The organism is Bradyrhizobium sp. USDA 3650, from assembly GCF_054057395.1.
The window spans coordinates 1,966,406-1,980,902 of the sequence record NZ_JBSRZG010000001.1 but is presented as its reverse complement, the minus strand read 5'-3'; the positions used below and the strand labels follow the sequence as shown (position 1 = coordinate 1,980,902).

Below are 14,497 nucleotides of genomic sequence, written 5' to 3'. Positions count from 1 at the left end.
CCTTCTCCCCTTGTGGGAGAAGGTGGCATAGGCGGCCTTCGGCCGCCGTTCTTGAGAACGCCGAAGCGAAGCTTCGGCTATGGCGCCGGATCAGGGGTTTTCTCCACCGAAAGACTCTTCCGTGCGGGACCAACCCCTCACCCAAGTGGGTGTGCGGGACGGTCCTCGCTGCCCTCTCCCGCAAGGGGAGAGGGCACTGCAACTGGCGCCGCATCACCCACATTAACAGAAATCCACATAGCTTGATTTCAATCAATTCCCCGCGAGGGCGAATGTGGTTTCTGGCCCTGTGTTCTTTCAGAGAGAATCCGCATGAGCCAGCCCTCCATCTCCAAGTCCATGACATCAGGTGAAAGCGGCCTGGCTGTCGTGTTCGCGGTCACCGCCTTCCTCTGCGTGATTGCCTCGGCCAAGGCGCTCGATGCGCCCTTCGCCTTCCACGCCGCGCTGAGCGCGGCAGCGAGCGTCGCCGCGGTCTTCTGCATCATCAACCGCTACCTCGACCGGCCGGCGGCGCTGCCGCCTGCGGAGATCAACGGCCGGCCCAATTACAACATGGGCCCCATCAAGTTCTCCTCGGTCATGGCGATGTTTTGGGGCATCGCCGGCTTTCTCGTCGGCCTCATCATCGCCTCGCAACTGGCGTGGCCGGCGCTGAACTTCGATTTGCCCTGGACCAGCTTCGGCCGCCTGCGTCCGCTGCACACGTCCGCAGTGATCTTCGCGTTCGGCGGCAACGTCCTGATCGCGACCTCCTTCTACGTCGTCCAGAAGAGCTGCCGCGTTCGCCTTGCAGGCGATCTCGCGCCCTGGTTCGTCGTCGTCGGCTACAATTTCTTCATCCTGATCGCCGGCACCGGCTATCTGCTCGGCGTCACCCAGTCGAAGGAATATGCCGAGCCGGAATGGTACGCCGATCTGTGGCTGACCATCGTCTGGGTCACCTATCTGCTGGTCTTCCTTGCCACGATCATCAAGCGCAAGGAGCCGCACATCTTCGTCGCGAACTGGTTCTATCTCGCTTTCATCGTGACGATTGCGGTCTTGCACCTCGGCAACAACCCAGCGCTGCCGGTCTCGGTGTTCGGCTCGAAATCCTACATCGCCTGGGGCGGCATCCAGGACGCCATGTTCCAGTGGTGGTACGGCCACAACGCGGTCGGCTTCTTCCTGACCGCCGGCTTCCTCGCCATCATGTACTACTTCATCCCCAAGCGCGCCGAGCGGCCGATCTATTCCTACCGTCTCTCGATCATCCATTTCTGGGCGCTGATCTTCCTCTACATCTGGGCCGGCCCGCACCATCTGCACTACACGGCGCTGCCGGATTGGACCCAGACGCTCGGCATGACCTTCTCGATCATGCTGTGGATGCCCTCCTGGGGCGGCATGATCAACGGCCTGATGACTCTGTCGGGCGCCTGGGACAAGCTGCGCACCGATCCCGTGCTGCGCATGCTCGTGGTCTCCGTCGCCTTCTACGGCATGTCGACCTTCGAAGGCCCGATGATGTCGATCAAGGTGGTCAACTCGCTCAGCCACTACACCGACTGGACCATCGGCCACGTGCACTCCGGCGCGCTCGGCTGGGTCGGCTTCGTCTCCTTTGGCGCGCTCTACTGCCTCGTGCCCTGGATCTGGAATCGGAAGGGCCTCTACAGCCTCAAGCTCGTTAACTGGCACTTCTGGATCGCGACGCTGGGCATCGTCCTCTACATCTCGGCGATGTGGGTGTCCGGCATCCTCCAGGGCCTGATGTGGCGCGCCTACACCTCGCTCGGCTTCCTCGAATATTCCTTCATCGAGACCGTCGAGGCGATGCATCCCTTCTACATCATCCGCGCTGCCGGCGGCGGGCTGTTCCTGATCGGCGCGTTGATCATGGCCTATAATCTCTGGATGACGGTTCGCGTCGGCGAACAGGAAGTCCAGATGCCCGTCGCTCTCCAGCCGGCGGAATGAGGAGTTTTCCATGTCGTTCTGGACACGCCACCAAATCTTCGAAAAGAACTCGATCATCCTGATCGTCGGCATCCTGCTGGTGATCGCGATCGGCGGTCTCGTCGAGATCACCCCGCTGTTCTACCTCAAGAGCACGATCGAGGCGGTCGACGGGATCAGGCCGTATACGCCGCTGGAGCTCGCCGGGCGCAACGTCTACATCCGCGAAGGCTGCTATCTCTGCCATTCGCAGATGATCCGGCCCTTGCGCGACGAGGTCGAGCGCTACGGCCATTTCTCGCTGGCGGCCGAGAGCATGTACGACCATCCGTTCCAGTGGGGCTCGAAGCGCACCGGTCCCGATCTTGCCCGCGTCGGCGCCAAATATTCCGACGACTGGCACGTCACCCATCTGACCAACCCGCGCGCAATCGTGCCGCAGTCGGTGATGCCCGGCTATCCGTTCCTCAGCAAGACCGAGGTCGATCCGGACACGATCGCCGACCACATGCGCACGCTGCGGACCGTCGGCACGCCCTACACCGACGACCAGATCGCCAATGCGGGCGCCGACATGAAGGCCCAGGCCGATCCTGACAACGCCGGCTCCGACGCTTTCACCAAGCGCTACGCCAAGGCCGTGGTGCGCAACTTCGACGGCAAGGCCGGCACGCCGACCGAGATGGACGCGCTGATCGCCTATCTCCAGATGCTCGGCACGCTGGTCGACTTCAAGATCTACAACGAGAAAGCCAATCTTCGCTGAGAAGGCACTAACGATGAAAGCCATCCTGACCCTCGACAATCTCGCGTCCGGTCTCGTGACCACGATCTGGACGCCGGTGTTCGTCGCGATCTTTGTCGCGATCATCGCCTACGCATTCTGGCCCCGTAACAAGGCAGCTTTCGACGAAGCGGCACATTTGCCGTTGCGGGAGGAGTAAGAGATCATGACCGATCATCATAGCGACATCGATCCCGTCTCCGGCAGGTCCACGACCGGACATGAGTGGGACGGCATCAAGGAGCTCAACACGCCGCTGCCGCGCTGGTGGGTGATCACCTTCTACCTCACCATCGTCTGGGCAATCGGTTACTGGATCGTGTATCCGGCCTGGCCGCTGATCTCGGGAAATACCACGGGCCTGTTCGGCTACTCGACGCGCGCCGACGTCGCGGTCGAGCTCGCCAACCTCGAGAAGATCCGCGGAGCCAAGATGGTTGCGCTGGGCGCGGCCTCGCTCGCCGACATCGAGAAGGATCCGGCGCTGCTCGCGCTCGCGCGCGCCAAGGGCAAGACCGTGTTCGGCGACAATTGCGCGCCATGTCACGGCTCAGGCGGCGCTGGTGCCAAGGGCTATCCGAACCTGAACGACGACGACTGGCTGTGGGGCGGATCGCTCGACCAGATCATGCAGACCATCCAGTTCGGCGCACGTTCCGGCCACGCCAAGGCGCACGAAGGCCAGATGCTCGCCTTCGGCAAGGACGGCGTGCTGAAGCCGGACGAGATCGTCACGGCCGCCAACTATGTCCGGGCACTATCGGGCCTTCCGACCCGCAAGGGCTATGACGCGGCCAAGGGCGAGAAGATCTTCGCGGAGAATTGCGTCGCCTGCCATGGCGACGGCGGCAAGGGCAATCCGGAGATGGGCGCTCCCAATTTGACCGACAAGATTTGGCTCTATGGTTCGGACGAGACGTCGCTGATCGAGACCATCAGCCAGGGCCGCGCGGGCGTGATGCCGGCTTGGGAAGGGCGGCTCGATCCCGCCACCATCAAGGCGATGGCAGTTTACGTCCACTCGCTCGGCGGTGGAAAATAGCCAATCCGGGACAGGCGGGGGCGAACAAAAAACGCCCCCGCTTGCGCTGGATCAACTGACGCGGCGGCGTCGGGTCTAGGTTTTATCGCACCTCTCGAAAAGCTGCAGGCGATGAACAGGCCCGTGAACCCAAAAGAGCTCCCATTAGACGATGACAACGGGCCGCTCTATGTGGCCCAGAAGAAAGTCTATCCCCAGAGCATCTCCGGCACCTTCCGCCGGATCAAATGGGGCCTGATGGCGTTCTGCCTCGGCGTCTATTACTTCCTGCCGTTCGTGCGCTGGAACCGCGGACTCGGTGCTCCGAGCCAGGCGGTGCTGATCGATCTTCCCAACAGCCGCTTCTATTTCTTCTTCATCGAGCTGTGGCCGCAGGAGGTCTACTACTTCACCGGCCTGCTGATCGTCGCCGCGGTGGCGCTATTCCTGATGAACTCGGTCGGCGGCCGCATCTGGTGCGGCTATCTCTGCCCGCAGACGGTGTGGACGGATCTGTTCTATGCGGTCGAGCGTCTGATCGAGGGCGACCGGCGTGAGCGGATGAAGAAGGACAAATCGTCCGACCCGATGAAGCTGGAGCGCATCTCCGAGATCGTGCTCAAGCATTCGATCTGGCTCTTGATCGGGTGGTGGACCGGCGGCGCCTGGGTGCTCTATTTCAATGACGCACCGACTCTGGTGAAGGAACTCGTCACCTTCCAGGCACCGATGATCGCCTATATCTGGATCGGCATCCTGACTGCCACGACTTACGTGCTCGCCGGCTTCATGCGCGAGCAGGTCTGCACCTATATGTGCCCCTGGCCGCGGATCCAGGCCGCGCTCACCGACGAATGGGCGCTCAACGTGACCTATCGTTACGATCGCGGCGAGAAGCGTACGTCAGTGAAGAAGGCGGCCGAGCTGCGCGCGCTCGGCGAGCAAGTCGGCGATTGCGTCGACTGTTATCAATGCGTCGCCGTGTGTCCGACCGGCATCGACATCCGCAATGGACCGCAGCTCGAATGCATCCAGTGCGGGCTCTGCATCGACGCTTGCGACAACGTGATGACGAAAATCGGCCGGCCGAAGCGGTTGATCGGCTATGACAACGACGTCAACATCCAGCGCCGCCAGGAAGGCAAGGCGCCGATCTACCGCATCGTCCGGGCCCGCACGGTCGCCTACAGCGCGATCATCGCGGCGGTCGGCGGCATCATGATCTATACGCTGGCGACCCGGAGCCTGCTCGACGTCAACGTGCTGCACGACCGGAACCCGGTCGCGGTCAGGCTCAGCGACGGTTCGATCCGCAATGCCTACACGGTGCGGCTGCTCAACAAGAGCGGTTACGACCGCGTCATCGCGATCGACGCGAGCGGTCCGGTCAATGCGACGATCCATGTCATCGGGATCGATTCAGTGACGCAGGACCGGCCGATGATCGTGGTTCCGCGCGACTCCACCAGCGAGCTGCGGGTGCTCGTGACCGCGCCGGTGGAGGGCAATCCGGAAAAGTCGATCCCGGTTCGCTTTCACGTCACCGATATCGGCCTCGGCGAAGTCGCCAGCGCCACCGACAATTTCGTCGCGCCGTAGAATCAGGAGCTCGCCATGGCAACCAAGCCTCTGACCGGAACCAAGGTGTTTCTGATGCTGGTCGCCTTCTTCGGCGTCGTGATCGGCGTCAACGTGACCATGATGAAGCTCGCGATCGCGACGCTGCCAGGCACGGACGTCGACAGCCCCTATGCCGCGGGGCTCGCCTATGACCGCGAGATCTCGGCGGCCCAGGACCAAACCGCGCGAAAATGGAAGGTCAACGCCCATGTCGAGCGCCGCGCCGATGGCGACGCCGTGCTTCAGGTCGAGGCGCGCGACGCGAGCGGCCAGCCGATCGCCGGACTGAAATTCGGCGGCCGCCTGGAGCGGCCGACCGACAAGCGCGCCGATCTCGCAATCGAGCTCTCGGAGGCCGGCATCGGCCTCTATCGCGGCAATGCCGCATCGGTCGCGCCGGGCCAGTGGGACCTGGTGATCGAGGGCGAGGCGCGGGGAACGCGCGTGTTCATGTCGCGCAACCGCGTGATCCTGAACTGAAGGATTTTGCCATGCACGTCTCGCGCGACTTTTCGCATTACGTCCGGACTGCGGGCGAGGGCGTCCAGCACATCGATCTCGCGGTCGAGGGCGTTCACTGCGCCGGCTGCATGGCCAAGATCGAGCGCGGTCTGTCCGCGATTCCCGACGTCACGCTGGCGCGCGTGAACCTCACCGACCGGCGCGTTGCGCTGGAATGGAAGGCGGGCACGCTCGATCCGGCCCGATTCATCGATCGCCTCGAGGAGCTCGGCTACAAGGCCTATCCTTACGAGACCGAGAGCGCGGAGGCGAGCGAGGTCGCCGAATCGCGCTTCCTGTTGCGCTGCCTCGGCGTCGCCGCGTTCGCCACCATGAACGTGATGATGCTGTCGATCCCGGTGTGGTCCGGCAACGTCTCGGACATGCTGCCGGAGCAGCGCGATTTCTTCCACTGGCTGTCGGCGCTGATCGCGCTGCCGGCGGCGGCCTATGCCGGCCAGCCGTTCTTCCGCTCGGCCTGGCGCGCGCTGTCGGCCAAGACCACCAACATGGACGTGCCGATCTCGATCGGCGTGACGCTGGCGCTCGGCATGTCGGTGGTCGAGACCATCAACCACGCCGAGCACGCCTATTTCGACGCGGCGATCATGCTGCTCACTTTCCTGCTGGTCGGCCGCTTCCTCGACCAGAACATGCGGCGGCGGACCCGCGCGGTCGCGGGCAATCTCGCCGCGCTCAAGGCGGAGACCGCGGCCAAGTTCGTCGGGCCTGGCGAGATATCTCAAGTGCCGGTGGCCGCGATCTATCCCGGCGACATCGTGCTGCTGCGACCCGGCGAGCGCTGCGCGGTCGACGGCACCGTGATCGAGGGGCGTTCCGAGATCGACCAGAGCCTGATCACCGGCGAGACGCTCTATGTCACGGCCGAGCAGGGCACGCCGGTCTATGCGGGATCGATGAACATCTCTGGCAGCTTGCGGGTGCGAGTCTCGGCGGCCTCCGAGGCGACGCTGCTCGCCGAGATCACGCGGCTGCTCGACAATGCGCTGCAGGCGCGCTCGCGCTACATGCGGCTCGCCGACCGCGCTTCGCGACTCTACGCGCCGGTGGTGCATGCCACCGCGCTCGTCACCATCCTCGGCTGGGTCATCGCGGGCGCCGGCTGGCATGATGCGATCGTGACCGGCGTCGCGGTGCTGATCATCACCTGTCCCTGCGCGCTCGGGCTCGCCATTCCAACGGTGCAGACGATCGCCTCGGGCGCGATGTTCAAGGCGGGGGTCCTGCTGAATTCCGGCGATGCCATCGAGCGTCTCGCGGAAGCCGATCACGTCATCTTCGACAAGACCGGAACGCTGACGCTGCCCGATCTCGAAGTGATGAATGCCGCCGACATCCCCGCTGATATCTTCGAGCTTGCCGGACGGCTCGCGCTGTCGAGCCATCATCCGGTCGCGGCCGCGGTCGCGCAGGCCTCCGACGCCAGATCGCCGATCATCGGCGCGGTCGAGGAGGCCGGCCAGGGCGTGCGCGCTGTGGTCGATGGCATTGAGATTCGCCTCGGCCGTCCGTCTTTCTGCGGCGCCGAGACGCTGGTCTCCGACGTGACACATCTCGATCCCGAAGCCTCCGTCGTGGCTTTCAGCAAGGGCGGCGAAAAATTCATCCTTTCTGTGCGCCAGGGCCTCCGCCCCGATGCGCAGGCTGTGATCGCGGCGCTCAAGGCGCGCAATATCGGCATCGAGATTCTCTCCGGCGACCGTGAACCGGCGGTGATCGCCGCGGCCCACGCGCTGGGCATCTCCGAATGGCGCGCCGGGGTGACCCCGGCCGACAAGATCGCGCGGATCGAGGTCTTGAAGCAGCGGGGGATGAAGGTCCTGATGGTCGGCGACGGAATGAACGATGCGCCGTCGCTGGCGGCAGCGCACGTCTCGATGTCGCCGATCTCGGCCGCGCATTTGAGCCAGGCGACCGCCGATCTCATCTTTCTCGGCCGACCACTGGCCCCGGTCGTCGCGGCCATCGACGCGTCGCGCAAGGCGCTGCATTTGATGCGGCAGAATCTCTGGCTTGCGATCGGCTACAATGTCCTGGCGGTGCCGGTCGCGATCAGCGGCGTCGTGACGCCCCTGATCGCGGCTGCCGCCATGAGCGGATCGTCGATCCTGGTGATGCTGAATTCGTTGCGCGCGCGCAGCGCCTCGCGGGAGATCGTGTGATGGAGATCCTGGTCATCCTGGTGCCGCTGGCGCTGATGCTCGGCCTCGCCGGTCTCGTCGCCTTCCTCTGGTCGCTCCGGAGCGGCCAGTATGACGATCTCGACGGCGCCGCCTGGCGCGCCATCGCCGACGACGAGCCGCCGCAGGAGGCGCCGGCCAAGCGCTAGCGCTTCAAGGCGAGCGTCAGCAGGGCCGCGACAGCGAGCGCCAGGCCCACCCCGGCCACGCAGGCATGCCAGCCATACGCGTCGAACAGCCGGCCGAGGACGGCGGTGCCGATGAGCCCGCCGCAGAAATAGCAGGCGAGATAGGTGCCGCTGGCGATGCCGCGGTTTTCAGCCGCAGCCTGTCCTACGAATCCTGTCGCAGCCGCTTGCGCGCAAAAGGTGCCGATTCCGACCAGAACCATCCCGGCGAGGACCGCGCCCAGGTGGGGGGCCAGCATCAGCGGCAGACCGATTCCGGCGATCGCGAGCGAGCCCCAGATCGTCGGACGAGTTCCAAGGCGCGACGCCACTTTGCCGGCCAGCAACGTCGTGACCACCGACGGCAGGAAGACGAAGTAAACGAAGCCGAGGTCCATCATGCCCAGCGACAGCGGTGGCCGGACCAGAACGAAATTGACGAATGTGAAGGTGCCGATGAATGCGAACAGGATGCAGAAGCCGATGCCGTAGGCGGCTCGTAGCCGTGAATCCCGCCACTGCGCGATCGTCGCGGCAAACGCCGATGCCGTCGGCGCCGTTGCGCGCGTCGGCTGTACGCGCGCAATGGTGAAATAGACCAGTACGGCGCCGGCCAGATTGAGGGCTGCGAAGAAGTAGAAATTCCATGCCAGGCCAAGGCTATCGGCGATTGCGGCCGAGACTAGCCGGCCGACGAGATTGCTGGCGACGTTTCCCGTGATGTAGGCGGCAAAGGCGCCGCCGGAATCCATTGCGCTGCATTGCTCGCCGAGATGAGCCAATGTCAATGCGAAGGCGGATGCCATGCAGAGGCCCTGTGCCACCCGCAGGCCGGTGAAGACGGCAAGGTTGGGCGCAATCGCCAGCAGGCTCGTCGGAATCGCGAGCAAGGTCAGGCTGAGCAGGATGCCGGTCCGCCTGTCGATGTGCGGGCTGAGAAAGCCGACGACGAGGCCCGCGACGGCCATGCCGAAGGTGCTGGCATTGACGGCCAAGCTCATCGCCGCCGGCGTGACGCCGTAGTGACGTGTCAGCGAAGGGAGGATCGCCTGCGTCGCGAACAGATCGACGACGGTGAGGAAGGCGGTGAGGCCGATGATGAGGGAGCGAAGCGCGAGACCTGGTGAATGCGCGTCCATCGTCATCGCGGTCGGTTTGATCGGCGCGGAAAGATCGGTCATGGCGGGCCTCCCTTGTGATGAATGTGGCGCCCGCATGCGGGGCAGCATGGAGATCGCGGGCGCCACATTCCGTCACGCGTGCGCTGGGGTCGCGCACCCGTTACATGTTGTGGTCATGCGGGTCCTTGCGGACATCGCCGACGTAGAGGATGACCGTTTCCTTGCCGAGGTTCTTCCACCAGTGCGAGATGCCGGACACCTCGGGGCGGATGTCGCCGGCCTTGTGCACGATCGGGTCGACGCAATTTGAAGCGTGTTCGACGATCTCGCCCTGCTGCACGAAGATCAGGGCGGGGCGGTCGTCATGGCTGTGCCAGGGCACGATGCCGCCGGGCTCGATGGTCAGCTTGCGGAAGCGCAGCTCGCGACCTTCAATGTGTGCCGGCTGCTTGCCGAGGTCGATGGCGCCGAGCGTGACGTCGGTGACGCCGACCGGCTTGTAGTCGACCATCTGCTGCGCGTTCGGCTTGATCTTGTCGACCGGGCATTCGCCGGCGAAGACTGGCTGCGCCGAGAGTGTCAGTACGCCGAGGATGGCCAGGCCGGGCCAGACCGCGCGCGACAATGTGTGATGCTTGAACATCGGGATGTCTCCTGTGTTGGCCGCAACCGCGATGGTCGCCGGCTATGTCGGGACTTTCGTCGAGAGGACGCTCGTTCTGAAATGCTCTTTCGCTCTCGCTGCGATAGACCGGCGCTATCGGGCCCGATACGCGCTCGCTATCGAACCGATTGGGGATCGGCATTTCCGCTTCCCGAGCGATTGGCGTTCGATGGCAGGGCGCGCCCGATTGGCGGGCGTTCACGTCAATCCGGAGGAGCATCTCATGACGAAATTATCCAAGACCTTGATTGCCACGGCTGCGTTCGCGGTGATCGCCACATCGGCCTTCTCGGAGGCCACATGGGATTTCAAGGCCGGCATGGCCTACATGTATGGCGGACCCGGCAAGATGTCGGCGATGGCCATGGCCCCGGCGGAGAAGAACCACGAGGCCATGATGAAGAGCGCCAAGAAGGTCCCCGACAACACCGTCTTCTTCATGAACAACGGATCGCTGTATTCCACCTCGGGGCGGTTGGACCCGACCGGCAATTTCTACGTCAACTGATCGCGCGCATGACGGCCGCCCCTTGCGGGCGGCCGGATCGGGCACCTAATATTCGTCCCCTGAACGCTGGAGCGCAAGATGACCTCTCTCTCGCCGGCCGATGCCGAGCGGCTTAAACTCGCCTTCCAGCGCTGCCGTGACATGGATGGCACGCTGAACGAGCAACTCCACGCCTATGCCAACGCCAGCCGCGACGTCTTCCCGGCCTATGGCGAGGCAGTCGATCGTCTGGTGACCAGATTGAATGGAGGCGGCGGCGGCGAGACCGCGCCGCGTCCGGGCGAGGCAATGCCGTCGTTCATGTTGCCGGACGAGAGCGGGCGTCTCGTCGCGCTGTCCTCACTGCTGGAGGGCGGCCCGGTCGCCGTGATGTTTTTCCGCGGCCATTGGTGCCCCTATTGCCGGCTCAATGTCCGCGCGGTGGTCCAGGCGCTGGATCGCATCGAGTCCATGGGTGCGCGCATCGTCGCGGTCATGCCGGAGACGCAGGAATACACCCAGCAGCTCAAGGCGGAAGCTGGTGCGCCATTTCCGATCCTGACCGACCTCGACAACGGCTATGCGCTGTCGCTCAATCTCGCGATCTGGCTCGGTGCCGAGATCCAGAGCCTGTTGTCCTACCAGGATATGGCGAAATTCCACGGCAATGATGGCTGGATGCTGCCGATCCCGGCCGTGTTCGTCGTCGGCCGCGACGGTCTGGTGAAAGCCCGCTTCGTCGATCCGGACTTCCGCAAGCGCATGGAGATCGATGATCTGCTTGAGGCGTTGGAAGGCGCGAGCAGGGAAGCCTAAAAGGGTCAGCAGCGAGCGTCGCTGCTAACCCGCAATCTCCCGCCAATCCGCACCGCGCAGCATGCGCATGACGGCATTGGCCACCGCCGTACGCTGCCGGCCGGCCACCCCGTAGAGGCTGACGGTGCGGCGGGCGTCCAGCCCGGCGACCGCAGCGCGCGTCAGCGTCTCCGGAACGGGCGAGGTGTGCGGCAGCATGGCGACGCCCATGTCGGCCTCGACCAGCTCGATCAGGTCGCGCTCGTTCGAGATTTCGTGACCCTGTTCGACCGCGATGCCGTGCTCGCGCAGGCTCGCCGAGATACGGGCGGAATGCTCGCAAAACGTCCGGCTCAGCAGCTGCTCCGCGCGCAAATCGTCCAGTGCGATGCTGCTGCGGCCTGCGAGCCGGTGTCCGTCGCTGACCACGAGCTCGAAGCTCTCGGTGAACAGCGGCCAGACATCGAGCCGCTCCCAGGCCTCGTCGATGTCAGCGGCAATCCCGAGCTCGGCCTCGCCCTTCTTCAGCAAGTCGGCAACTTCACGACTCGAGCCGCGCAGGAAGCGGAATTCGAGCCGGTTGAACTGCCGTTTGATTTGATTGAGATGAGGAATGAGCAGCGACAGATCGATCGAATGCGTCAGCGCGACGCGAAGCGCGCCGATCTCGCCGCTGCGGAAAGAGGAGGCCAGCGAGCGTGCGCCGGTGGCCGCATCAAAACACTGCTTCAGCAGGGGATGCATGCGCTGGCCAAGCTCGGTCAATTGCGCCGCGGGCCGTTCGCGGCGAAACAGATCGCCGCCGAGCTCGGCCTCGAGCTGCTTGATCGCGCGCGTCAGCGAAGGCTGCGTCACGTTGCAGTCCTCGGCGGCACGCGTGAAGTTCAAGAGTTGCGCCACCGCGAGGAAATAGCGGACCTGGTGCATTTCCATTGGATCGGCTCTCCAGCAAGACCAGGCGGAGGCTAGCCGATCGGGGCGGAGAATGACATCCCGGCCGCAATAGCGCCCGGGCATGGTTTCGGAAGCCAACGGGCATTTCCATGAGACCGGGCGATCCCTCAGAGTCGGCTCAACACCAGTCGTCATGTTGGAGGATTTTGCCAGTGAATATGTCCGTCAAGCCGCAGACGTCCGCCGCCCGGGCGCTCGCAGGCAAGGTTGCCCTGGTCACGGGCTCAACCAGTGGCATCGGCCTCGGTATCGCGCGGGCGCTTGCCGCGGCCGGCGCCGACATCGTGCTGAACGGCCTGGGTGTGGCGGCCGAGCTCGACCGGACGCGCGAGCAGATCGCGGCAGAGTTTGGCGTCAAGGCAAGCTTTTCGCCGGCCGACATGACCAGGCCGAATTCGATCGCCGAGATGATCGCGGCGACGGTCGCGCAGGCCGGCCGGCTGGATATCCTGATCAACAATGCCGGCATCCAGCACGTTGCGCCGCTGGAGCAGTTTCCGGTCGAGAAATGGGACCAGATCCTTGCGATCAATCTGTCGTCGGCCTTCCACACCACTCGGCTCGCGCTGCCCGCAATGCGACAGAACGGGTTCGGCCGGATCATCAACATCGCCTCCGCGCATGGTCTCGTCGGCTCGCCGTTCAAGGCGGCCTATGTCGCCGCCAAGCACGGCATCGTCGGGCTCACCAAGGTGACCGCGCTGGAGACGGCAGAAGAGGGCATTACCTGCAACGCGATCTGTCCAGGCTATGTCTATACGCCGTTGGTCGAGGCGCAGATCGATGGGCAGGCCAAGGCGCACGGAATCTCGCGCGACCAGGTGATCCGTGACGTGCTGCTGGCGCAACAGCCGAACAAGCGCTTCTCGACCGTCGAGGAGCTCGGTGCGCTCAGTGTATTTCTGTCCACCGATGCGGCGGCCACGATCACCGGGATTGCGCTGCCCGTCGACGGAGGCTGGACCGCGCATTGAAGGCGAGTGCGTAACAAACGATCGCGAGGAACGAACATGGCAAGGATACGGGCTCTCAGGGAGCAGGATATGAACGGTGTGAAGCGCGATACCAGCGTGTCGAAGGATCTGCCCGGCCAGGTGGTGCTGGTGCTTCAGGGTGGCGGTGCGCTCGGGTCCTATCAGGCCGGGGTGTACCAGGCGCTGCACGAGGCCGGCATCGAGCCGGACTGGATCATCGGCACCTCGATCGGCGCCATCAACGCCTGCCTCATTGCGGGTAACGCGCCCGACCAGCGGCTGCAGCGTTTGAAGGAGTTCTGGAAACGGATGGAGCAGAATCCGGTCTGGAATCTGCGCACCGCGTTTCCTGGCTTCAACGACAAGCTCGCCTATTGGTCGACCGTGACCCACGGCATTCCCGGCTTCTTCCGTCCCAATCCATTGGCGCATGCGGGCGATTCCTATCCACTCGGAGCCGATCACGCCGGCTTCTATTCGACGGCGCCGCTGGAGCGGACGCTGCTCGAGCTCGTCGATTTCGGCCGGATCAATCGCTGCGCGCCACGGTTGACGGTCGGTGCCGCCCACGTCCGCAGCAGCCAGATGCGCTATTTCGACAGCCGCGACGGCGAGCTGACGGTGAAGCATGTCATGGCTTCGGGCGCGCTGCCGCCGGCGTTTCCGGCCGTGCGCATCGACGGCGAGCTCTATTGGGACGGCGGCATTCTGTCGAACACGCCGACCGAGGCGGTCTTCGACGACAATCCGCGCAAGAATTCGCTGATCTTCGCTGTGCATTTGTGGAATCCCGTCGGCGCCGAGCCGACCACGATGGCGGAGGTGCTGAACCGGCACAAGGATGTGCAATATTCCAGCCGGATCGCGAGCCAGATCACGCGCCAGCAGCAAACCCATCGCCTGCGCCACGTCATCAGCCAGCTCGCCGCGCGACTGCCCGAGAGCGAGCGCAGCGATCCGGCGGTGAGGGAATTGACTGGCTATGGCTGCCCGACCAGGATGCATGTCGTGCGCCTGCTTGCGCCGCAGCTCGACCGCGAGAACCACACCAAGGATATCGACTTCAGTCCGTCCGGCATCATGCGGCGCTGGGATGCCGGCTATTCGCACACCAAGTCAGTGCTGGAGCGAAGGCCGTGGGTTGGCGAGTTCGATCCCCTCGCGGGCGTGGTGCTGCACGAACATATGGACATCATGCCGATTGCGGCGGAGTGAGGGCTTCGTCCGTCATTGTTTCTCGCAGTGACGATTTCAGGGGAAGGCGGTC

Annotated in this window: 15 protein-coding genes; 12 read left to right on the top strand and 3 right to left on the bottom strand. The window is 64.3% G+C overall.

All coding sequences use genetic code 11. The annotated features are described in order from the left end of the window. Nucleotides 1-312 precede the first annotated feature (312 nt). The 8 genes from ccoN to ccoS all read left to right on the top strand — a co-directional run bounded on the left by ccoN (nt 313) and on the right by ccoS (nt 8,217). Entirely contained in the window at nt 313-1,962 is a 1,650-nt protein-coding gene (ccoN, locus tag ACVIN2_RS09400) for a cytochrome-c oxidase, cbb3-type subunit I (RefSeq protein ID WP_456765397.1), read from the top strand. A 10-nt stretch (nt 1,963-1,972) separates the two neighbouring features. Then, the gene (ccoO, locus tag ACVIN2_RS09395) at nt 1,973-2,707 is read left to right on the top strand and encodes a cytochrome-c oxidase, cbb3-type subunit II (protein WP_247288469.1); all 735 of its coding nucleotides are present in this window, start codon (nt 1,973-1,975) and stop codon (nt 2,705-2,707) included. A 13-nt stretch (nt 2,708-2,720) separates the two neighbouring features. Further along, complete coding sequence (locus ACVIN2_RS09390; protein ID WP_007594016.1) at nt 2,721-2,885, top strand: CcoQ/FixQ family Cbb3-type cytochrome c oxidase assembly chaperone; 165 nt, start codon at nt 2,721-2,723, stop codon at nt 2,883-2,885. Nucleotides 2,886-2,891: 6 nt separating this feature from the next. Then, on the top strand, nt 2,892-3,767 hold the full coding sequence (ccoP, locus tag ACVIN2_RS09385) for a cytochrome-c oxidase, cbb3-type subunit III (RefSeq protein ID WP_456765396.1): 876 nt from the start codon (nt 2,892-2,894) through the stop codon (nt 3,765-3,767). A 111-nt stretch (nt 3,768-3,878) separates the two neighbouring features. Further along, complete coding sequence (gene ccoG, locus ACVIN2_RS09380; RefSeq protein ID WP_456765395.1) at nt 3,879-5,345, top strand: cytochrome c oxidase accessory protein CcoG; 1,467 nt, start codon at nt 3,879-3,881, stop codon at nt 5,343-5,345. A gap of 15 nt (nt 5,346-5,360) precedes the next feature. Beyond that, nucleotides 5,361-5,846: a FixH family protein gene (locus ACVIN2_RS09375; RefSeq protein ID WP_456765394.1), complete on the top strand. Its 486-nt coding sequence runs from the start codon at nt 5,361-5,363 to the stop codon at nt 5,844-5,846. A gap of 11 nt (nt 5,847-5,857) precedes the next feature. Then, on the top strand, nt 5,858-8,050 hold the full coding sequence (locus ACVIN2_RS09370; RefSeq protein ID WP_456765393.1) for a cation-translocating P-type ATPase: 2,193 nt from the start codon (nt 5,858-5,860) through the stop codon (nt 8,048-8,050). Continuing rightward, nucleotides 8,050-8,217, top strand: coding sequence for a cbb3-type cytochrome oxidase assembly protein CcoS (gene ccoS / locus ACVIN2_RS09365; RefSeq protein WP_007607689.1), 168 nt, complete (start codon nt 8,050-8,052; stop codon nt 8,215-8,217). Before ACVIN2_RS09370 ends, ccoS begins: the two co-directional genes overlap by 1 nt. Here the strand turns inward: ccoS and ACVIN2_RS09360 are convergent. Together ACVIN2_RS09360 and ACVIN2_RS09355 are read right to left on the bottom strand one after the other, a co-directional pair. Beyond that, nucleotides 8,214-9,416: an MFS transporter gene (locus ACVIN2_RS09360; RefSeq protein ID WP_456765392.1), complete on the bottom strand. Its 1,203-nt coding sequence runs from the start codon at nt 9,414-9,416 to the stop codon at nt 8,214-8,216. The two genes, ccoS and ACVIN2_RS09360, sit on opposite strands and share 4 nt — an antisense overlap. Nucleotides 9,417-9,516: 100 nt before the next feature. Further along, entirely contained in the window at nt 9,517-9,999 is a 483-nt protein-coding gene (locus tag ACVIN2_RS09355) for a cupin domain-containing protein (protein WP_456765391.1), read from the bottom strand. A 244-nt stretch (nt 10,000-10,243) separates the two neighbouring features. Here ACVIN2_RS09355 and ACVIN2_RS09350 point away from each other — a divergent pair, with 244 nt between their 5' ends. Both ACVIN2_RS09350 and ACVIN2_RS09345 read left to right on the top strand, forming a co-directional pair. Continuing rightward, nucleotides 10,244-10,528: a hypothetical protein gene (locus ACVIN2_RS09350; RefSeq protein ID WP_456765390.1), complete on the top strand. Its 285-nt coding sequence runs from the start codon at nt 10,244-10,246 to the stop codon at nt 10,526-10,528. A gap of 78 nt (nt 10,529-10,606) precedes the next feature. Further along, the gene (locus ACVIN2_RS09345) at nt 10,607-11,323 is read left to right on the top strand and encodes a peroxiredoxin-like family protein (protein WP_456765389.1); all 717 of its coding nucleotides are present in this window, start codon (nt 10,607-10,609) and stop codon (nt 11,321-11,323) included. A gap of 24 nt (nt 11,324-11,347) precedes the next feature. Here the strand turns inward: ACVIN2_RS09345 and ACVIN2_RS09340 are convergent, their stop codons facing one another. Further along, nucleotides 11,348-12,235: a LysR family transcriptional regulator gene (locus ACVIN2_RS09340; protein WP_456765388.1), complete on the bottom strand. Its 888-nt coding sequence runs from the start codon at nt 12,233-12,235 to the stop codon at nt 11,348-11,350. 179 nt (nt 12,236-12,414) lie between these two features. Between ACVIN2_RS09340 and ACVIN2_RS09335 the strand changes: the two genes are divergently transcribed. Next, nucleotides 12,415-13,230, top strand: coding sequence for a 3-hydroxybutyrate dehydrogenase (locus ACVIN2_RS09335; protein ID WP_354163356.1), 816 nt, complete (start codon nt 12,415-12,417; stop codon nt 13,228-13,230). 69 nt (nt 13,231-13,299) lie between these two features. Beyond that, nucleotides 13,300-14,445 (top strand): patatin-like phospholipase family protein, encoded by a 1,146-nt coding sequence (locus ACVIN2_RS09330; protein WP_456765387.1) that lies wholly within the window; start codon nt 13,300-13,302, stop codon nt 14,443-14,445. Nucleotides 14,446-14,497: the final 52 nt, after the last annotated feature.